Annotated in this window: 22 protein-coding genes; 12 read left to right on the top strand and 10 right to left on the bottom strand. The window is 59.2% G+C overall.

Annotated elements, in window-relative coordinates; genetic code table 11:
- Window positions 1-37 precede the first annotated feature (37 nt).
- The 4 genes from IQ22_RS03665 (at window position 38) to cysE (ending at window position 3,262) form a co-directional block, all read left to right on the top strand.
- Window positions 38-1,375, top strand: coding sequence for an ammonium transporter (locus tag IQ22_RS03665; RefSeq protein WP_145138223.1), 1,338 nt, complete (start codon window positions 38-40; stop codon window positions 1,373-1,375).
- A 184-nt stretch (window positions 1,376-1,559) separates the two neighbouring features.
- The gene (locus IQ22_RS03660) at window positions 1,560-1,985 is read left to right on the top strand and encodes a secondary thiamine-phosphate synthase enzyme YjbQ (RefSeq protein ID WP_145138221.1); all 426 of its coding nucleotides are present in this window, start codon (window positions 1,560-1,562) and stop codon (window positions 1,983-1,985) included.
- Between the two features lie 68 nt (window positions 1,986-2,053).
- Window positions 2,054-2,386: a transcriptional regulator SutA gene (sutA, locus tag IQ22_RS03655; RefSeq protein ID WP_145138218.1), complete on the top strand. Its 333-nt coding sequence runs from the start codon at window positions 2,054-2,056 to the stop codon at window positions 2,384-2,386.
- Window positions 2,387-2,467: 81 nt separating this feature from the next.
- On the top strand, window positions 2,468-3,262 hold the full coding sequence (cysE, locus tag IQ22_RS03650; RefSeq protein WP_145138215.1) for a serine O-acetyltransferase: 795 nt from the start codon (window positions 2,468-2,470) through the stop codon (window positions 3,260-3,262).
- An 8-nt stretch (window positions 3,263-3,270) separates the two neighbouring features.
- Here cysE and IQ22_RS03645 read toward each other — a convergent pair whose 3' ends face one another.
- Genes IQ22_RS03645 through lptM form a run of 6 tightly spaced genes read right to left on the bottom strand, consistent with a single transcriptional unit; the run spans window position 3,271 to window position 7,769 of the window.
- The gene (locus tag IQ22_RS03645) at window positions 3,271-3,966 is read right to left on the bottom strand and encodes an HAD family hydrolase (RefSeq protein WP_145138212.1); all 696 of its coding nucleotides are present in this window, start codon (window positions 3,964-3,966) and stop codon (window positions 3,271-3,273) included.
- Window positions 3,963-4,856, bottom strand: a complete 894-nt coding sequence (xerC, locus tag IQ22_RS03640; protein ID WP_145138209.1) for a tyrosine recombinase XerC — start codon at window positions 4,854-4,856, stop codon at window positions 3,963-3,965. Before xerC ends, IQ22_RS03645 begins: the two co-directional genes overlap by 4 nt.
- 1 nt (window position 4,857) lies before the next feature.
- Entirely contained in the window at window positions 4,858-5,547 is a 690-nt protein-coding gene (locus tag IQ22_RS03635; protein ID WP_145138206.1) for a DUF484 family protein, read from the bottom strand.
- Window positions 5,544-6,374 (bottom strand): diaminopimelate epimerase, encoded by an 831-nt coding sequence (gene dapF, locus IQ22_RS03630; protein ID WP_145138203.1) that lies wholly within the window; start codon window positions 6,372-6,374, stop codon window positions 5,544-5,546. The genes IQ22_RS03635 and dapF overlap by 4 nt, the downstream gene beginning before the upstream one ends.
- 6 nt (window positions 6,375-6,380) lie before the next feature.
- Window positions 6,381-7,628 (bottom strand): diaminopimelate decarboxylase, encoded by a 1,248-nt coding sequence (lysA, locus tag IQ22_RS03625; RefSeq protein WP_145138200.1) that lies wholly within the window; start codon window positions 7,626-7,628, stop codon window positions 6,381-6,383.
- Between the two features lie 15 nt (window positions 7,629-7,643).
- Window positions 7,644-7,769, bottom strand: coding sequence for an LPS translocon maturation chaperone LptM (lptM, locus tag IQ22_RS03620; protein ID WP_145138198.1), 126 nt, complete (start codon window positions 7,767-7,769; stop codon window positions 7,644-7,646).
- Between the two features lie 163 nt (window positions 7,770-7,932).
- On the opposite strand from lptM, the gene cyaY reads away from it, so the two are divergent.
- The 3 genes from cyaY (at window position 7,933) to rnk (ending at window position 9,037) form a co-directional block, all read left to right on the top strand.
- Complete coding sequence (cyaY, locus tag IQ22_RS03615; RefSeq protein WP_145138739.1) at window positions 7,933-8,268, top strand: iron donor protein CyaY; 336 nt, start codon at window positions 7,933-7,935, stop codon at window positions 8,266-8,268.
- Window positions 8,243-8,452, top strand: coding sequence for a DUF1289 domain-containing protein (locus IQ22_RS03610; RefSeq protein ID WP_145138195.1), 210 nt, complete (start codon window positions 8,243-8,245; stop codon window positions 8,450-8,452). The genes cyaY and IQ22_RS03610 overlap by 26 nt, the downstream gene beginning before the upstream one ends.
- A gap of 186 nt (window positions 8,453-8,638) precedes the next feature.
- Entirely contained in the window at window positions 8,639-9,037 is a 399-nt protein-coding gene (gene rnk, locus IQ22_RS03605) for a nucleoside diphosphate kinase regulator (protein WP_145138192.1), read from the top strand.
- An 8-nt stretch (window positions 9,038-9,045) separates the two neighbouring features.
- Here rnk and IQ22_RS03600 read toward each other — a convergent pair whose 3' ends face one another.
- Together IQ22_RS03600 and IQ22_RS03595 are read right to left on the bottom strand one after the other, a co-directional pair.
- Window positions 9,046-11,892 (bottom strand): class I adenylate cyclase, encoded by a 2,847-nt coding sequence (locus IQ22_RS03600; RefSeq protein WP_145138189.1) that lies wholly within the window; start codon window positions 11,890-11,892, stop codon window positions 9,046-9,048.
- A gap of 161 nt (window positions 11,893-12,053) precedes the next feature.
- Entirely contained in the window at window positions 12,054-12,344 is a 291-nt protein-coding gene (locus tag IQ22_RS03595) for a hypothetical protein (protein WP_145138186.1), read from the bottom strand.
- Window positions 12,345-12,444: 100 nt separating this feature from the next.
- On the opposite strand from IQ22_RS03595, the gene IQ22_RS03590 reads away from it, so the two are divergent.
- Complete coding sequence (locus IQ22_RS03590; RefSeq protein ID WP_244308936.1) at window positions 12,445-13,401, top strand: magnesium transporter CorA family protein; 957 nt, start codon at window positions 12,445-12,447, stop codon at window positions 13,399-13,401.
- Between the two features lie 43 nt (window positions 13,402-13,444).
- On the opposite strand, the gene IQ22_RS03585 is transcribed toward IQ22_RS03590, so the two are convergent.
- Entirely contained in the window at window positions 13,445-13,897 is a 453-nt protein-coding gene (locus IQ22_RS03585; RefSeq protein WP_145138181.1) for a hypothetical protein, read from the bottom strand.
- 270 nt (window positions 13,898-14,167) lie between these two features.
- Here IQ22_RS03585 and IQ22_RS03580 point away from each other — a divergent pair, with 270 nt between their 5' ends.
- On the top strand, window positions 14,168-14,836 hold the full coding sequence (locus IQ22_RS03580) for a glutathione S-transferase family protein (RefSeq protein WP_145138178.1): 669 nt from the start codon (window positions 14,168-14,170) through the stop codon (window positions 14,834-14,836).
- Window positions 14,837-14,923: 87 nt separating this feature from the next.
- Window positions 14,924-15,799 carry an NAD(P)-dependent oxidoreductase gene (locus IQ22_RS03575; protein ID WP_145138176.1) on the top strand — a complete coding sequence of 292 codons (876 nt, stop codon included), beginning with the start codon at window positions 14,924-14,926 and terminating at the stop codon, window positions 15,797-15,799.
- 80 nt (window positions 15,800-15,879) lie between these two features.
- Here the strand turns inward: IQ22_RS03575 and argH are convergent, their stop codons facing one another.
- The gene (gene argH, locus IQ22_RS03570) at window positions 15,880-17,274 is read right to left on the bottom strand and encodes an argininosuccinate lyase (RefSeq protein ID WP_145138173.1); all 1,395 of its coding nucleotides are present in this window, start codon (window positions 17,272-17,274) and stop codon (window positions 15,880-15,882) included.
- A 142-nt stretch (window positions 17,275-17,416) separates the two neighbouring features.
- Between argH and IQ22_RS03565 the strand changes: the two genes are divergently transcribed.
- Both IQ22_RS03565 and IQ22_RS03560 read left to right on the top strand, forming a co-directional pair.
- On the top strand, window positions 17,417-18,493 hold the full coding sequence (locus IQ22_RS03565) for a sensor histidine kinase (protein ID WP_145138170.1): 1,077 nt from the start codon (window positions 17,417-17,419) through the stop codon (window positions 18,491-18,493).
- A gap of 4 nt (window positions 18,494-18,497) precedes the next feature.
- Window positions 18,498-19,244 carry a LytR/AlgR family response regulator transcription factor gene (locus tag IQ22_RS03560; protein ID WP_145138167.1) on the top strand — a complete coding sequence of 249 codons (747 nt, stop codon included), beginning with the start codon at window positions 18,498-18,500 and terminating at the stop codon, window positions 19,242-19,244.
- Window positions 19,245-19,354: the final 110 nt, after the last annotated feature.

Raw genomic sequence — 19,354 nt, 5'->3', positions numbered from 1 at the left:
AACCGTACTCCATACCCCAAAGCCCCAGGAGAACATCATGACTCTGCGCAAGTACGCAGGGCTAGGAGCCCTTTTGTCCCTCGCTATGCCCAGTCTGGCCTTGGCCCAGGAAGTAGCGGCGGAGCCGACGTTGAACAGCGGCGATACGGCCTGGATGCTGATATCTACAGCACTCGTGCTTTTCATGACCATTCCCGGTCTGGCGCTGTTCTACGGCGGTATGGTACGCGCCAAGAATATTTTGTCGGTCATGATGCAATGTTTTGCCATCACCGGCCTGGTCACTATTCTCTGGATGCTCTACGGCTATAGCCTGGCCTTCGATACCACAGGTATGGAAGCCGGCGTGACCAACGTAAATTCCTTTATCGGTGGGTTATCCAAGGCTTTCCTGAGCGGCTTGACCCACGACGGGCTGACCGGTGCTTCTGCGCTGTTTCCCGAAAGTATTTTCATCACCTTCCAGCTGACCTTTGCCATCATTACCCTCTCGCTGATCGTGGGTGCCTTTGCCGAGCGCATGAAGTTTTCGGCCATGCTGGTATTTACGGCTGTCTGGTTCACCCTGGTGTATACGCCAATCGCCCATATGGTGTGGAGCGGTGACGGCGGGCTGATGTGGGACTGGGGCGTACTGGACTTCGCGGGTGGCACCGTCGTGCATATCAATGCCGGTATTGCAGGTCTGGTTGCAGCCCTGATGCTTGGCAAGCGCAAGGGCTATCCGACTACGCCGATGGCACCGCATAACCTGGGCTACACCCTAGTTGGCGCTGCCATGTTGTGGGTAGGCTGGTTCGGTTTCAACGCGGGCTCTGCGGTGGCTGCCAACGGTACTGCGGGTATGGCCATGCTGGTCACGCAAATCGCTACTGCCGCGGCCGCCCTGGGCTGGATGTTTGCCGAGTGGGTTACCCACGGCAAGCCCAGTGCGTTGGGAATCGCCTCGGGCGTGGTCGCCGGTCTGGTCGCCATCACGCCGGCAGCCGGTACGGTGGGCCCGATGGGCGCATTGATCATTGGTCTGGTGGCGGGTGTAATCTGCTTCTTCTGCGCCACGAGCCTCAAGCGCAAGCTGGGCTATGACGACTCCCTGGATGCCTTTGGTGTGCATGGGGTAGGCGGTATCGTCGGCGCGCTGCTGACAGGTATTTTCGCGGCACCAGCGCTAGGTGGTTTCGGTGAAGTCACCAGCATTGCCACTCAGCTCTGGATCCAGCTCAAGGGTGTGCTGTTCACAGTGGTGTACACCGGCATCCTGACCTTCGTCATTCTGAAAGTAATCGACGTGGTTATGGGGCTGCGAGTCAGCGAAGAGGAAGAAACCGTCGGCCTCGACCTGACGCTGCATAATGAGCGTGGTTACAACCTGTAAGTATTAGCCATTCGCAGAAAGGCGCCTCCAGGCGCCTTTTTCGTATTATTTGCTCCTAAAAAATATACTTAAGTCGCCTGGAACATGGGCGTTAGGCTTCGGTCAGAACGACAGCTTCAAATCGCCTCTTTGTTTTTCCGGGCGCCGCGCTAGAATGCGCGCCCAGCGAGCCTAGGAGTCCACCATGTGGCACCAGCGACAGATTACCCTGCGCGCCCGTAGCCGGGGCTTTCATCTTGTCACGGACGAGGTAACGGCAGCCCTGCCCGAGCTTGAGACGTGCCAGGTCGGCCTGTTGCATTTATGGCTGCAACATACCTCGGCGTCGCTGACAATAAACGAAAACGCCGACAGTGCCGTGCGGCGTGATTTTGAGCGGTTCTTTAACCGTCTCGTCCCGCAGGGCGAGGCAGGTTACGAACATGATTATGAAGGGCCGGACGATTTGCCCGCGCACTTCAAGAGCAGCCTACTGGGCTGCAGCCTGACCCTTCCTGTGCAGGCTGGAAGGCTCGCGCTGGGCACTTGGCAGGGCATTTACCTGGGCGAGCACCGCGATCACGGCGGCGCTCGTCGGATAATGGCTACCTTACAGGGTATGCCAGCATGAATTTTTTGTGGGCAGTCACGTCAAAGAGCGCGGCTGGTCAATAACTAACCTGTTTTCGAGGGTTTTTTATGAGTGATGAAGAGCTGGAGCAGGACGACATCGAAGCGACCGACGATGACGATACCGAGGACTTTGCTGCCGCGGCAGATGAGCCTGACGTAGAGGTCGACGATAGCGCCGATGTTGACGAGCCTGTTGCAACAGGCAAGGGGAAAAAGAAGAAAGAGCCTGAGCCTGAGGAATTGCCCTCGATCGAGGCGAAGCAGAAAGAACGTGACGCGTTGGCTCGAGCCATGGAGGAATTCCTGGCGCGGGGTGGCAAGGTTCAGGAGATCGAGCCTAACGTCGTGTCTGACCCGCCCAAGAAGCCGGACAGCAAATACGGCAGCCGCCCTATTTAACTAAAAACCCGCTTTCATGGCGGGTTTTTTTATGTCTGGCGGGGCGTATGCTGTACAGCCGATTTTGTGTAGGGCTGACCTATGACTTCCTCCTTACTCGCCGCGGAGCGTTGGAGCACCTTGCGCCGGATGGCCGATGATGCCATTGGCCGGGAGCCGGCGCTGGCACCCTGGCTGACCGAGTCGATCCTGACCCATGACGAGTTGGGTGCGGCCCTGGCGTTTCGCGTGAGCCACATGCTGAACATCGACCCTGTTCAACGAGAAGCCCTGACGGTGCGTCTTGCTACGCTCCAGCAGAGCCGTCCTGCTATAGCCATGCAGGCCTGGGCCGATCTTGAGGCAACGGTATCCCGTGATCCAGCCTTCGATTCGATGCTGGAAGTCTTTCTGTTTTCGAAGGGCTTTCTAGCCATTCAGGCCTATCGCATGGCCCATCCTCTCTGGCTCGATGGCCATAGGATGCTGGCGCTGTATATCCAGGCGCGCTGCAATGAGGCGTTGGGGGTCGATATCCATCCGGCCAGCCGGATCGGCCAGGGCATCATGTTTGATCACGGCACTGGTATCGTGATCGGCGAAACGGCAGTAATTGAAGATGATGTTTCGATTCTGCAATCGGTAACGCTAGGCGGGACGGGCAAGGAATGCGGTGATCGGCATCCCAAGGTTCGCCGGGGTGTGATGATCGGGGCCGGTGCGAAGATTCTCGGTAACATCGAGATTGGGGAGGGAGCCAAAGTGGGCGCAGGCAGTGTCGTACTTAAACCAGTCGCCCCGCACACTACTGTTGTGGGTAATCCGGCCAGGCCGGTCGGGACGCCCCGCCATGACCAGCCGGCGCTGGTCATGGATCAGTCATTCGATCAGGACTAAGGCGCTGCCTAGCTCCAGCGCTCAATGACGGCAGGCAATTCCTTCAAGCTGCGGATTTCCGCATCCGGCAGGGTGTCACCCTCCCAGGGCTTGGCCGTCGGGTTGAACCAGACGGCCCGCAAGCCGGCCCGTTGAGCCCCTTGGATATCGTCGACAGGATTATCCCCAACGTGTACAGCCGTTTCGGCAGGGACTCCGGCCCGGCGAATGGCTTCGTTGAACGGGTGCGGATCGGGCTTGCCGATGCCGAGTTCTTCAGCGCACAGGGCGAAGCGGAAATAGTCCGCCAGGCCGATCTCATGCACATTGGCGTTACCGTTGGTAAGCACGCCCAGGTCATAGCGCAGCGACAGCTTTTCCAGGGTTTCGTGTACATCCTCGTAAAGGGTGACCTGCTGGCGGGCAGCCAGATAGATCTGAAAACCCTGTTCGGCCAATTGGCCTGCCTCCGGCTCAGCGTAGCCGGCATCCTGCAGCGCACCATGAATGACGCGACGGCGTAACTCGCTGACTCGGTGCTTGAGACCGGCATCCTGGCCTAGCAGACGGTCGCGAATCTCCCAGAGGTGTTCGACCGGTACGGGGCCGAGGCGCGGGGCTTCGGCTTCCATCCAGGCCTTTAGTGCCGCTTCGGCGCTGTGGATGACTGGGGCGATGTCCCACAGGGTGTCGTCAAGGTCAAAAGTAATCAGACGGATCGTCATGTCGCTCCCGTTTTTCGCTTGGCGCGTGGGTGGGTATCGTCATAGACCTGAGCAAGGTGACCAAAATCCAGATGGGTATAGATTTGGGTCGTGGCAATATCGGCATGGCCGAGTAGCTCTTGTACAGCGCGTAGGTCTCGCGAGGATTCAAGCAGATGGCTGGCAAAGCTGTGGCGTAGCATGTGCGGGTGCAGGTGCTGGCCGAGCTCGCGCACGCCAGCCTCGCGGACTCGCAGCTGGATGGCGCGCGGGGTGAGGCGCTGGCCACGCTGGCCAATGAAAACCGCCTCGCACTGTGCCGCCAGGGCGCGCTGGGGCAGCCAGCGTTCGAGCGCTTCTCGTGCCTTACTGCCGACAGGCACTACGCGGCGCTTGTTACCTTTGCCGCGTACGCTGGCCAGGCCGTCAGGCAGGTCGAGGTCAACGATATCCAGGCCCACCAGTTCGGATAGGCGAAGGCCGGACGAGTAGAACAGCTCCAGCATGGCCTGGTCGCGCAGGGCGATAAAGTCATCTTCCACAGCGCCTTCCAGCAGTTGCGTCGTACGGTCTACGTCGAGATTTTTGGGGAGCGGTTTCTGCCCTTTGGGCGCCGTGACGCCATTTGCCGGATCGTGCTGGCAGACGCCTTCACGGATCAGATACCGATAGAAGCCTCGGATGGCCGATAACAGTCGCGCCAGGCTGCGGCTGGACTGGCCCTGGCGGTGCAGCTGGACGATAAGGGCGCGTAGCCGACGCGCATCGAGGCGGGACCAGTCTTCAAGGTGCTCATCCCGGCAGAAGGCTAAGAGTTTCAGCAGGTCGCGGCGGTAGCCGTCAAGCGTATGGGCGGACACCTGACGCTCGCTGCGCAGGTGGTGGCAGTAAGCATCGAGGTGTTCTTCCATGTCAGCGTACCGAGCGAAGTGGAGTGGGGAAGCGCAGCAGCGTGCGGGACAGCACTTCGGCTACGTGCGTCAGAAAGACAGTGCCGAGCGAGCTCTTGTAGTGCTGGGGATCAGGGCTGCCAATAGCCAGCACGCCGTGCATGCCCTGATAAATCAAGGGCGCGACGGCTGCTGATCCGACTTCATCCTGGGCAGCTTCGCCGAACAAGAATTGCAATTCGTGCGGGCGTAACACACCGCTGACCGCCTTGCCGCCGGACAGCAAGCCGCCGATGACCTGATGCGCCTCGGCACTGGTCACGCTACGACCGACCGGCAGAGGCACTTCATGGAACAGGATCAGGCCAACGTAGGGCACCTTGAACTCATGGCGCAGGCTGTCCTCGACGGTACTGATCACGTCTTCCAAGGTATTGGCGTCTAATAGGTCGAGCACGAGGCGGCGAGTCTTGTCGAACAGCCGATCATTATCGCGCGCGACGTCCATCAGATGGGCCAGACGGTGACGCAGTTCGGCATTGCGATCGCGCAGCAAACCTAACTGACGCTCCACAAGAGACACGGTAGTGCCGCGCTGATGCGGGATGCGCATGTCGGCAAGCAGATCCTCTCGGTCGGTAAAGAAGTCGGGGTGCTGCTCCAGCCAGGCGGCAACCTGGTCAGCATCTAATGGGGGCGTCTGGTCGGTCATAAGCGTACCTGGCCTTCGTAGACTCGGACAGCGGGGCCGGTCATCAACACGGGTTTGCCAGGGCCGGCCCACTCGATATCAAGCTGGCCGCCCGGGAGTTCGATTTGCACGGGCGACTGAAGCCAACCCTGGCGGATGCCTGCGACTACGGCAGCGCAAGCCCCTGTTCCGCAGGCCTGCGTCTCGCCGGCGCCGCGCTCCCATACACGCAGCCGCGCGCGGTGTTCGTCAATAATCTGAAGAAAACCAATATTGGCACGGTTGGGAAAGCGCATGTGGTGCTCAAGCTTCGGGCCAAGTTCATGGACCGGCGCAGTATCAACATTGTCGACGCGCAGCACGCCATGAGGATTTCCCATGGAGACGGCAGCAAGCTCAACGGTGCGGCCTTCGACCTGCACCGGGTAACTGATGGCCTCGCTATCGGCCTCGAACGGAATCTGCTTGGGGGTCAGGCGCGGTGCGCCCATGTCCACAGTAACCTGATTATCGTTACGCAGGCGCAGCTCGATAATGCCGCCTTTGGTCTCGACCTTGATGGTTTTCTTGACCGTCAGGCGCTTGTCAAACACGAAGCGGGCAAAGCAGCGGGCCCCGTTGCCGCACTGTTCAACCTCCGAGCCATCGGCATTAAAGATCCGGTAGCGAAAATCCACATCCGGATTGCTCGGTGTCTCGACGATCAGAAGCTGATCGAAGCCGATGCCGGTATGCCGATCACCCCATTGTCGGGCATGCTTGGGCTGGATATGCGCGTGCTGGCTGATCAGGTCAAGGACCATGAAATCGTTGCCAAGCCCGTGCATCTTGGTGAACCGCAATAACATGAAAGGTCACTCCGGTAGGCGGCTTTCGCCTGCGTAGAGTTCCTCGACTGTCTCGCGGCGACGTACTTCGAACGCCTGGTCACCATCCACCATCACCTCGGCCGCACGGCCGCGACTGTTGTAGTTCGAGCTCATGGTAAAGCCATAGGCCCCGGCCGAGCGGATTGCCAAGAGATCGCCTTCCTCCAGAGCCAGGTCACGATTTTTGGCGAGAAAATCGCCTGTTTCGCAGATAGGGCCGACCAGGTCGTAAGGACGCGTTTCACCCCCACGGGCTGTCACGGGGGTGACGTCCATCCAGGCTTCATAGAGCGCCGGGCGGATCAAGTCATTCATGGCCGCGTCGATAATGGCGAAATCCTTGTGCTCGGTGTGCTTGAGGTATTCCACGCGCGTCAGCAGTACGCCAGCATTGGCAACAATAAAGCGACCGGGCTCGAAGACCAGGGCTATGTCACGCCCGGCGATGCGCTCGCGGATAGCCTTGATGTAGTCGCCGGCCAGCGGTGGTTGCTCATCGCGGTAGCGCACGCCCAGTCCACCGCCCAGGTCCAGGTGGCGAATCGCAATGCCGCGTTCGGCCAGGCGGTCAATCAACGCCAGCAGGCGATCTAGGGCGTCGATGAAAGGTTCGAGCGTGGTGAGCTGTGAGCCGATGTGGCAGTCCACGCCGACAATTTCCAAGTTTGGCAGCTCGGCGGCACGGGCATAGACAGCTTCAGCCTCGGCAATATCAATACCGAACTTGTTTTCCTTGAGTCCTGTAGAGATATACGGGTGCGTACCGGCATCCACGTCAGGGTTCACGCGTAGCGAGATCGGGGCCTTCAGGCCCATCTCGGCGGCAACATCCTGCAAACGCTCAAGCTCGACGCGAGATTCTACGTTAAAGCAGTGCACGCCTACTTCCAAGGCACGGCGCATATCATCACGGGTTTTGCCAACGCCGGAAAATACGACCTTGCGGGCGTCGCCACCGGCGGCCAGGACACGTTCCAGCTCGCCGCGGGAGACAATATCGAAACCGGCGCCCAGGCGGGCCAGAACATTAAGTACACCCAGGTTCGAGTTGGCCTTGACCGCAAAGCAGACAAGATGGGGCAGGCCGGCGAGCGCATCGGTATAAGCGCGGTACTGGCCTTCGATGTGCGCACGGGAATAGACGTAGGTGGGTGTGCCGAAGCGTTCGGCAAGTGCATTCAGCGATACGCCTTCCGCATGCAGGCTACCTGCGCGGGTAGTAAAAGATTCCATGGGGGACTCCTGATATCAGAACTGATCGTGACGATGCTGATGGGCGGCTTTTTCGTCATCTGGAAGATACAGGGCCCCTTTTTGACCGCAGCCTGCAACCAGGCATGCCAAGGCGATTAGGGCGAGGGAAAGGCGCTTCATGGCGAATCCTTTGAAAAGCATGATTGCGCCCGAGTATACCCGGCACCCGGCGCCTTGCCTATGTAACCGGCCGGGCCGCCCGATAGGCATGATGTCTGCCTACTGGACGGGAAAAGGACGGGCGGGTAACGTCGATGATTATCCCTACGATTCAAGGAATTCCATGAGCAGCCTGAACGAAGCCCGCTTTTATGATCTCGTCGAGACTACCCAGCAAGCGGTAGAGGACATTTTGGATCAAACCGACCTGGATCTGGATGTGGAAAACAGTGGTGGCATCCTGACGGTGCGCTTCGAAAATGGCACCCAGATCATCTTTAGCCGACAACCTCCGCTGCGCCAGCTATGGGTGGCGGCACGCTCGGGCGGTTATCACTTTGACTATGACGAGGCGAGCGGTCAGTGGATCTGCGACAGTACAAAGGAGCCACTGGGCATACTGCTAAGCCGTGTCACGCGTGAACAGATTGGCGATGACGTCGACTTCAGCCCCCTCTGAGAGGTCCGCCGGGGCGACGGTCGAGTCGCCCTGTATCCGGCGCTGCTGCCTGGACGACCATGATGTCTGTCTGGGCTGCGGACGTACCCTTGCCGATATTCTTGTCTGGAGCAAAGCCTCCGGCACTGAGCGTCAGGCCATTCTGACGGCAGCCCGCGCTCGTCAGGCCCGCCGGTCACGATAGCGCTCAGCCAGTGTTCCTTCTGTTGCAAGAGCTGTGATACGGTCAGGTCTGTGCGTTTGAACGCCGTTTTCTTATGTGCCGTCTTTCACGGCACCCATCATTCGGGCATTGCCCACTCAGTTTTTCGAAGCACCGTGGCCGCTTGGACGGCCATGGGTTTCCGACTTTCAGCCCAAGGAGGCCGTCATGCATCAGGCACCACAGCCCATCATCACCCAGACCGATTACCAGCAGCTTGATCGTTTGCTCGACAACCTGGAAGAATTTGGCCCGGCGGCCGAAGCACTCGAAGACGAGCTCAGCCGGGCTCGGGTCGTACCGGATACCGAGGTCAAGGGTACGATCGTGACGATGCATTCCACGGTACATTGCCGTGAAGAGGCCAGTGGCAAGGAGTACCATCTGCGATTGGTCTATCCCAAGGAGGCCGGGGCAGAAGGAACCGTATCGGTCCTGGCGCCTATCGGTAGCGCTCTGCTCGGGCAGTCTGTCGGTCAGAGCGTGGAGTGCGAAGCACCGGGCGGCAAGACCTTGCGTCTCGCCTTGCTCGAACTTGATGAAACGCCTAAAGCCGCAGGCTTTTAACGTTTTCCTCAGTCAAAGGCCTGGTTCAGCGCTTCTTCCAGCTCTGTCTTGAGCGTCAGATAGACAAGTGTAGGCGGAGGCGCCTGGCCCGGCCGCTGCGGCAGGTCAAGGTCGGTAAGGTAGCAGCGGTAGCGCTCGCCGGTACGGCGTCGCGCCAGGATGTGGCGGGCTACTTCGTGGTACAGCCGGGTGCCATGCTCAAGCTCGGAGAATTCCCGATGGTCACAGTACAAGGTCACCAGACGCCGCCCTGCCTCGTCGTGGGTCACGATCGCCTGCACAGCGTAGTACGGGACCTTTTCCAGCGGTAGATCAATCAGGCGCCGCTCCAGATACCGGGCGCGCTGCGGCGCAGGCGGCACGATGTGATGGTACTGCACGGCTTCCTGAGGCTCCTGCCCAGTCGGCAGGGAGAGCTGCGCACTACGGCGGTACTGTACGGAATTCAGGAAGCGCTGTAACGGGGCCAGCAGGGTGTGCTCGTCATGGAAGGGCAGCTGTTGCGACCAGAGCGCGCTGTGCTCATCTAGCACGTAGACGCGGGCGGTTTCGCTGTCTTTCCGATAAAACACCTGAACGCTACCGGTGCGGCCCAGCGGCAGGATCAGGCTCAGCTCGTCGCCTTGTAGCGCATGCGGGTCGAGCTTGATCGGCGTCCACGCTTTCTGCGGGGTGGACAGGTGGGCCAACAGAGCGTTTCGGTCAGGCAAAGGCGTATGGCCCAATTGATCCCCACGCAATTCGAGCAAGTGGTATCCCTGTTGAATCTGCAGGAGATAACGAGTCTTTTGCTCATGCAAAAAGGCCGTGCGTATTTCATCAAAGACTGTTTGTACCCGCTCGACGATAAGCGGTGCCCGGTTGCGGCAGAAACTACGAATCTGCAAGCGTGGAGTAGGCGCATCGCCTGGCTCGGGCAGGTCGTTGAAGTAGGCACACAAACAGTCGAGCAGAGCATGGGGGCCGTCGAAACGGCTGACCAGGAGTTCGTTCCAGCTGTTCAGGGTAATCTGGTCCAGGGTGAGAACCAGATTTTCGCGCATGCCGGCATAGCCCAGCGCGTCAATGTGATCGCTGGTGAGATATACGTTGCGCTGGCTGTGCTGGTAGAGCGGGTCGACGCCTACGTTGATCAGCAACAGCACCTCTTGCGGGGCGGCAGGGCGTAACAGGGCCTCTTCAGGAACTGTCTCTGGACGCTCGATAAAGCTGTTCAGCAAGCTCTGGGTCAGATTGTTCAGCTCAAAGGGCGTCAGGTCGCTTTCACCCGCATGCAGGGTAAAGCGCGTGGCGCTGTCGATGACGCCATTGTAGCGGCCCCAGGCCAAGAGCTCCGCCAGGCTCCAGGCGCGCTTGAGTGGGGCGCGAAGCATGCTTTCCGGCTCGGTCAGATTGCCGCGGTGCAGGGACCAGTATCGCTTTTCCTCGCCGAAGGGTTTTTCTTCCTGTATCAGCGTCAGTATGGGCTCGGCCAGATCAGGGGCGATGCCGGGGTTGATATAATCAATTTTCCCCACCTTGCGTTCGAAGGCTGCATACAGGCGACGACCCAGCACATTGAGGTCCCGGGAGCCGATCCGGCTTTCCGCCTGTCGCTGCTGGGCGAACTGCGCGAGGAAGCGGTAGCTGTAGGTCAGGGCATTGACCAGGATGCGCCGTTCGGCCATGACATCGTCGACTTTCCAGTCCTGTCGGGCATCCAGCTGGCGGAGATAATGCTCGTCCCAGCCCCAGGCCTGGGTCAGCTTTTCCATAAGCAGACGCTGCCAACTCTTGCAACCCTGGCGCGGCGGATGGCTGAGCGGCTTGCCTACCTTGACGTAGAGGCAACGGCGGACCAGCTCAAGGCGGTCCGTGTCGCCTCGTTGCAGCAGGTACTCCTCCAGGCGCTGGTAGACCAGCATGTACGGATCCAGCCGGTTAAGGTCGACCACACCGGCCTGTACGGCCTGCTTGAAACGACGGCTGAGGGTCTCGGTCTGTGGATGTTCATCGGCATAGAGTTCGGTGAGCAGCAACTTGAGTACCGACTTGTACGGCGAAGCGATTCCCTTGAACAGTTGCCAGAGACCGGCGCCGATGTATTCGCCGGCCGGGATGGTATGGATATGCCCAAAATCGAGCACGTCGCGCTCACGTAAGAAGCGCTGGGTCAGCAACCGCTGGGTAAAGGCGTCGTAGTGGGGCTCCTGACTGATCGGAACCTGCCACCAGATCGGCGTGCGACCACCCAGCCAGAGGGCCGTACGGTAGAACTCATCCAATAGCAGGAGATGCTGGGCCGTCCCGCAATCGTCAGAGGTCAGCAGCCCGGAGCGCTGGCCGAGGCGAAACAGGTCGGCATTGATCAGGAAGACATGAAGCTCGGCGCCTTGAGTGGCTGCCCAGGTCTCCAACAAGGTGCACTTTCGCTGTAACTCGGCCAGGGCCGGCTCCGGTAGGGCAGGGTCGTAGCAGAGCCAGACGTCCAGATCGCTACTGTCGGCCTGGGTCAGGGTACCAAGGCTACCCATCAGGTACAGGCCATGCAGGGGCTCCTCGCGTGAGAGCCGGGCGGGCTTGTAGGCAAAGCTTCGAGTCAGGCGGCGGGCTTCGGCGAGCTGTTCGTCGCTGGGCTCGAAGCCAGTCAGGCCTGCCGGCGTGTTGGCCGATACGTAGCCAGGCAACAGGGGATGATTGACATGAAGCAGAAGCGGCAGAAGCGTCAGCACCGGCTGCTGGCGCGGCGGTAAGCCTTCCAGCGCACGGGCGAGGCGGCCGGCGTTAACGGTTAAAAACCGAGAGCGCACTTGTTTAAGCGCCTTGCGGTCGATGCCTTCGTCGTCGTCCAGGGAAAGAGTAGAAATGCGCGTCATGACGAGTCCATTACTGAACCATCAGCGTACCAGTCGCTTTTGAAAAGTCGACTGGTTCACGGTGGCATTCGTCTTTGTAGCTCCTACCGCACATCCGAAAGCGGAACCTCCGAAAGCGGCATCTCCGAAAGCGGTGCTCTCGGAGTGAAGGGGCGTACAGGCTATTCCGCGTCTTCCTCCGCCTCTGCTCCTGGCATTTCCGGCAAAGCCCGCAAGAGTTGCTCGTAGCGGTTCACGTCAAACGGGCGGTCTTCGGTCATCATGGTTTCGATTTCGTCAGCCAACACCACTGCCATCATGTGAACGATATCCTCCCGCTCGTAGCCCACCAGGGTGAGCTTGTTCAGGACGGCTACGGTACAGGCGGGGTTTTCAGCACTCAGCTGATTCTCAACGGCCGAAACGAGATGGGCTTCGACAAAGGATTCTTCGTGATCGTCGTGGTCTGACATGGTATTCGCTCGCTCAGGACAGATGGATAAAGATGCCATCCTAGAGAGCTGACCATGGAGTTCAAGCGGCATGATCACCTGTTATACCTTGGTCGACGGGATGTTGACCCCTCACGCTATCAAACCAGGCACTGCACTGCCGCAGGGCGCCCTGTGGATCGACCTGCATTGCCCTACCGATGAAGAAGAGAAATTTCTCGAGGATTCTCTCGCCGTCAATATTCCTACCCAGGAGGAAATTGCCGAGATCGAAGAGTCGTCCCGGTTGTATGAAAGCGAACGTGCTATTCACCTGACCACAACGGTTGTCAGTGGCTTCAACGAGCATCAACCCCACGCAACGGTGTTGAATTTTGTACTCACCCCCGAGTGGCTGGTAACGGTTCGCTATGCCGAGATGTCGGCCTTCCGGGCTTTTCGGACCAAGGTCGGTCAACACCCGGCGATGCACCAGCGCAGTGACACTATTTTTATTTCGTTACTGGACAGCCTGGTTGATCGGATTGCAGATATTCTCGAATCGGTCCAGGCGCATCATAACCGCCTGGCCAGTGCCATCTTCAATGAACAGACTCCGGATCCGGATAGCCCCAGAGCGCCCAAGACGGACCTGCAATCCATCGTAAAGCAGCTTGGGCGCAGTAACCTGCTCCTGGCCCGGCTCAGCGACAGCCTGCTGGGCATCAACCGGCTGGTCAGTTATATCCGGCGTGCCGCCAGAGAGTGGATCAGCCGGGATGCCAAGGACTGGATGAAAACCGTTGAGCGCGACGCTCGATCGCTCGGCGACTATCAGGCTCGCATGAATACGGAGGTCGGCTTCTTGCTTGACGCTACCCTGGGGCTGATCAATATCGAGCAGAACAGCATCATCAAGGTATTTTCCATCGCGTCTGTGCTGTTCCTGCCGCCCACGCTCGTAGGCACGGTCTATGGCATGAACTTCCACAGCATGCCCGAGCTGGACTGGACTTTTGGTTATCCGATGGCGCTAGTAGCCATGATTATCTCTGCGATCATCCCGTACGGCTGGTTCAAGTTCCGCGGCTGGTTGTAAAGGCTGTGCCTGTCCGTGGCGTATGGACAGGCACAGGTCGTGTTTAGACGGTGGTATTGACAACTTGGCCGGTGCCTGATGATTGCGTTTGGGCCTGGACCAACGCGGCATAGGCCTGCTGCAGGGATGCGTTCAGGCTGCTGACTTCCGCCTGGGCCGCCTGTAGCTGAGCCTGCTTGGCCTCTTCAGACAGGCTCTGATTCTGTTGGATCTTTTCCAGCGCCTGTTGCTGTTTTTCCAACTGCTTTTCCAGTTCCTTGATGGTTTCCTCAAGCTGCTTGATGGTGTCGTCGGAATCGCTGCTGCTTTGAGTGCCGCCTGCCCCACGCATGGGCGCTGCGCCACCTTCCGCTTTTAGTGCTCTGGTTTGCTCGGTTTCGCCACTGGCTGACGCCTGCTGGGTATCCGTGTCCGCTGTGGCAGCTGTGGTCGAGGCTTTTGAAGGGGGGGAGGTGATAGTCAGAGACGTCGCTAGGCGATCGGTAATGGAGGTCATGAGATGAGATCTCGTAAGAGGAGGCCAGGTTATCGGCCGACCTTTCAAAACCTTTAGAGCGGCACGCAGATACCAACCGTGGGGAGGCATACAGCTACACCCAGACCGCACTGAAGATCAGCGTTGTGCGTAGGGAGAACATCAGCGGTTTCTGATAGCGGATACCATTGCTGGCCTCCAAAACGCGACGAAGAAGAAAAAGTTCTACGTTCGCGCTTAAAGCAGCTACGGTTATGAGGCCTATTTTTTCACTGCCTCGGAGGCATGTCGATGCTCAAGCTCCACGGATTTCCAGTCAGTAACTATTTCAATATGGTCAAACTGGCCCTTTTGGAAAAGGGAATCGCGTTCGAGACCGTGACCACATATCCCAGCCAGGACGAGGCCTTTTTAACCATCAGTCCACGCGGCAAGGTGCCTTGCCTGGAAACGGAACACGGCTTTATCAGTGAGACCAGTGTAATTCTCGAATACATCGAAGACACGTATCCAGAGCATCCTCTGCTTCCCGCTGAGCCGTTCGCCCGGGCGCAGGTACGTACATTCATGCGGGAGATTGAGCTGTACATCGAACTGCCGGCACGGCTTTGCTATCCCGAAGTGTTCTTTGGCGCCAAGGTGGACGAAGTCACTAAATCGCGAGCAAAAGGCGAGCTTTTGGCCGGTATAGCAGCCTTGAAACGTCATGCCCCCCTCAAGCCCTTTGTGGCTGGCGATGCCTTCACGCTTGCCGATATCTACTTTCTCTACAGTATGGATCTGGCCGTACGCGTGGCGCAGCAGTTGTTTAGCCTGGACCTTCTGGCAGGCTTCCCCGCGGCACAAGCCTTGATGGATCAGCTCAACGAGAACCCGAACGTCCAACTCATTGCCGACGACAAGGCGCAGTCCATGAGTGGTTTCCTCGCCATGGTCCGTGAGCGTCTAGAAAGAGCCTGACCTGACGGTTTTCGTTCACGAAACTGCAACGGTTGGTCGTGCTAGGATCAATCTTTACCAGTGATAAAGAACAGTGAGGAGAACGTCATGCGTGTCGGATTCATTGGTTTGGGTGCTATGGGAAAAGGCATGGCCAGCAATCTGCTCAAGGCCGGCCATGAGGTCTGTGTCTGGAATCGCTCCAAGGAGCCGGTCGAAGCCATGGTCGCCCAAGGCGCAACAGCCGCCCAAGAGCCGCGCGAGGCCTTTGAGGCCGACGTGCTGGTCAGCATGCTGGCAGACGATGCTGTCACACGGGCCGTCGTGCTCGACAGCGGCGCCCTTGAAGCCGCAAGGCCCGGCCTTATTCATCTCAGCATGGCGACCTTGTCTGTCGCCTTTGTCACGGAGATGATGGAGCGCCACGTCCAGGCAGGGGTTCAGTTTATTTCGGCGCCGGTGTTTGGCCGTACCGATGTGGCTGAAGCTGGCAAACTGAACATTGTAGTGGCGGGGCCGCAAGCAGCGGTCGACACGGTACAGCCGTTGTTGGACGCGATGGGGCAGACATCCTGGCCGCTGGGCGAAGATCCGCTGCGAGCCACTATTGTGAAAATCTCTGGTAACTTCATGCTGGCCAGCGCTATCGAGACCATGGGCGAGGCAGCGGCATTGAGCAAGAGCTATGGCGTCGAGCCGGCAGACCTGCTGAATATCCTGACCAATACCCTGTTCGCAGCGCCTGCTTACAAGAACTACGGCGCCATGATTGCCGAACAGCGCTTCGAGCCTGCCGCCTTCAAGCTGACCCTGGGCCTCAAGGATGTGGGGCTGGCGCTGAGTGCCGGTCAGGCGAAGCATGTCCCGCTGCCGTTCGGCAGTGTGTTGCGAGATAACCTGCTCGAAGCCGTGGCGCAAGGCGAAGGCCATTTGGACTGGTCTGCCCTTGGCGGTCGCGCCTTAAAACGCTCCGGGCAGGCTTAATACCTCGTGGCGTTTAGTGTGCCCTACGCGACGCCTTGTCGTAGGGCACACTAGCCGAAGGGCCGTGTGCCGCCAAGAAATTACCGGCTTGCCAACAATGCCCGGCCGCGCTCGACCGCGGCGCGTACTTGCGCGGGTGCAGTACCGCCGATGTGATCGCGGGCGTTGACCGAACCTTCCAGGGTCAGCACGTCAAATACGTCCTGCTCGATCTGATCGCTGAAGCGGCGCAGCTCGTCCAGGCTCATCTCGGCCAGGTCCTTACCTGAATCCACGCCGTACTTCACGGCATGCCCGACGATCTCGTGGCAATCACGGAACGGCAGACCCTTACGAACCAGGTAGTCAGCCAGGTCGGTAGCGGTGGAGAAACCACGGCGGGCCGCTTCGCGCATGATGTCGTGCTTGGGTTTGATGGCCGGAATCATGTCGGCGAAAGCGCGTAGTGAGTCGCGCAGTGTGTCGGCGGCGTCGAACAGCGGCTCCTTGTCTTCCTGGTTGTCCTTGTTGTAAGCCAGTGGCTGGCCTTTCATCAGGGTCAGCAGGCCCGTCAGAGCACCAAACACACGGCCGGTCTTGCCGCGCACCAGTTCTGGCACGTCCGGGTTCTTTTTCTGCGGCATGATCGAAGAGCCGGTGCAGAAACGGTCCGGCAGGTCAATGAACTGGAATTGAGCGCTGGTCCAGAGCACCAGTTCTTCGGAGAAGCGCGACAGGTGCATCATCGCCAGCGAGGCAGTTGCACAGAACTCGATAGCGAAGTCACGATCGGAAACGCCATCCAGGGAATTGCCGCCCACAGCCTCGAAGCCCAGCAGTTCGCACGTGATCTTGCGCTGGATGGGATAGGTGGTGCCTGCCAGAGCGGCACTGCCCAGCGGCATGCGGTTGACGCGCTTGCGGCAGTCCACAAGGCGCTCGTAGTCGCGGGAGAGCATTTCGAACCAGGCCAGCAGATGATGCCCGAAGGTTACCGGCTGTGCGGTTTGCAAATGGGTGAAGCCTGGCATGATGGTCTCGGCTTCACGCTCGGCCTGCTCCAGTAACCCCTGCTGCAAGCGGGTGATTTCCGCCAGGATCACGTCGATTTCGTCACGCAGCCACAGTCGGATATCCGTAGCGACCTGATCGTTTCGGCTGCGACCGGTGTGAAGTTTTTTGCCAGTGATGCCGATACGGTCAGTTAGGCGCGCTTCGATGTTCATGTGCACGTCTTCAAGATCGACACGCCAGTCGAATTGCCCGGCTTCGATCTCGCTCTGAATCTGGGTCAGGCCGTCGATGATCGCGTCGCGCTCGGCTTCGGTCAGCACACCGACCTTGGCGAGCATGGTGGCATGGGCAATGGAGCCCATGATGTCGTGACGGTAGAGGCGCTTGTCAAAATCGACGGAAGCGGTGAAGCGGGCGACGAAGGCGTCTACGGGCTCGCTGAAGCGGCCGCCCCAGGACTGATTGGTTTTTTCGTTGCTCATGAATGGACTCGCAGGTGCACGGAACATGGAGGACGTCTGCCGATGATAACAGCCTTACCGAGATGCCAGAGGTGCCACAGTTGCAGGATATGCCTTTAAATCCACCTTGCCGTTCGTCGGAATGTAGTCGACACTCACCCCTATGCCAATTTCTAAACTGACCAAGCGCCGTCCTTCACCCGTTGATGAGTTCTTCGTGCCGGAGCTGTGCGAGCCGGAAGCGTTACTCGTTCTAATCCTGCTGGCCGAATTGCTCGTACTGGTTTTGGTACTGGCCGATCCTATTACCGATGAATTCAATTGGGTGCGCCTGGCCCTCGTGTCCTTGTTCGTGCAGTGGAACGTGTTGCTGTCCGCCGCGCTGCTATGCCGTCTGCGGCCGGTTCTTGCACGTCTCAAGCCTGCGCTGGCCGGTGCGATCTGCTGCGGTGTTGTCGTCGCGCTGACCCTGGCCTGCACAGCCGTTGCAGACTGGCTGTCCCTGGCCGGGCCCATGCAGCAGTCCGGTGAGGTAAGGCTCTACGAGCGGCACGCGCTGATCGCCCTGATCATGTCGGCGCTGATGCTGCGCTACTTTTATCTGCAAAGTCAGTGGCGGCGGCAGCAACAGGCCGAGCTGAAGGCGCGGATCGAGGCGTTGCAGGCGCGTATCCGCCCACATTTCCTGTTCAACAGCCTTAATAGCATTGCTAGCCTGATCGTTATCGACCCGGACAAGGCCGAGCGGGCTGTGCTGGATCTGTCCAGTCTGTTTCGTGCGAGTCTTGCCAAGCCCGGAGCGCTGGTGCTCTGGAAGGAGGAGATAGCCCTGTCGCGGCGCTATCTTGAAATCGAAAAGCTGCGCCTGGGCGACCGGCTGACGGTAAACTGGCAGATCGACACGGTGCCAGACAATCTGCCGATCCCGCAATTGACCCTGCAACCGCTTCTGGAAAATGCCTTGATCTATGGCATCGCACCGCGGATTGAGGGTGGCTGCGTGGAGGTCAAGGCACGCTATACGGAAGGTGTGCTGGAACTGTCTATCACCAATCCGTTCGATGAGGCTGCGGAACATCACCCACGGCCCCCCAAAGGTACCAAACAGGCATTAACCAATATCGAATCGCGGTTAGCGGCACTTTTCGGTCCGGCCGCGAGTCTCAAAATCGAACGCCGTAATCAACGGCATACAACCAGTCTTCGCTATCCATGCGAGCGACTCACGCAGGAAGCCTGAGCCTATGAACGTCCTGATCGTCGATGACGAACCGTTGGCGCGCGAGCGTCTGGCCCGTCTGGTTGGGCAACTAGACGGCTATAAAGTCTTGGAGCCCTCCGCCAGCAATGGCGAAGAAGCGTTGGCCCTGGTCGACAGTCTCAAACCGGATATCGTGCTGCTCGATATTCGCATGCCGGGACTGGACGGACTTCAGGTCGCCGCCCGATTGTGCGAGCGTGAATCGCCGCCAGCGGTGATTTTTGTAACCGCCCACGATGAATTCGCTCTGGAAGCCTTCAAGGTGAGCGCCGTAGGGTATGTGGTCAAGCCGGCCCGACAGGAAGACCTGGAGGCGGCCCTGGCCAAGGCTGAGCGCCTTAATCGGGTACAACTGGCCGCCCTCACCAAACCCCCGGCCAGTGGCGGCGCGGGCCCGCGCAGTCATATCAGTGCGCGGACCCGCAAAGGTATCGAACTGATACCGCTGGATGATGTGGTCTATTTCATCGCCGACCATAAATACGTGACATTGCGGCACGGTAACGGCGAAGTCCTATTGGATGAGCCGTTGAAAGCGCTAGAAGATGAGTTCGGTGATCGTTTCGTACGCATCCACCGTAATGCTCTGGTGGCTCGTGAGCGTATCGAACGCTTGCAGCGGACACCCCTGGGGCATTTCCAGTTGTACCTCAAAGGGCTTAACGGGGATGCGCTGACAGTAAGCCGTCGACATGTCGCCGGCGTGCGGCGCTTGATGCAAAATCTTTGACCGGGGACGAAACGCCAGACGGGCAGCCTGCTTTTTAGGTTGCCCTATTGGTTTCTCCTATGACATCCAGGGCGGTCGGGTGCGGTTGAGCCTGCTATCATTCCGGCCGG

Source organism: Pseudomonas duriflava (assembly GCF_007830155.1).
GTDB lineage: Bacteria > Pseudomonadota > Gammaproteobacteria > Pseudomonadales > Pseudomonadaceae > Chryseomonas > Chryseomonas duriflava.
The sequence above is the reverse complement of the archived record's forward strand: the minus strand, read 5'-3'. Positions and strand labels throughout refer to the sequence as shown.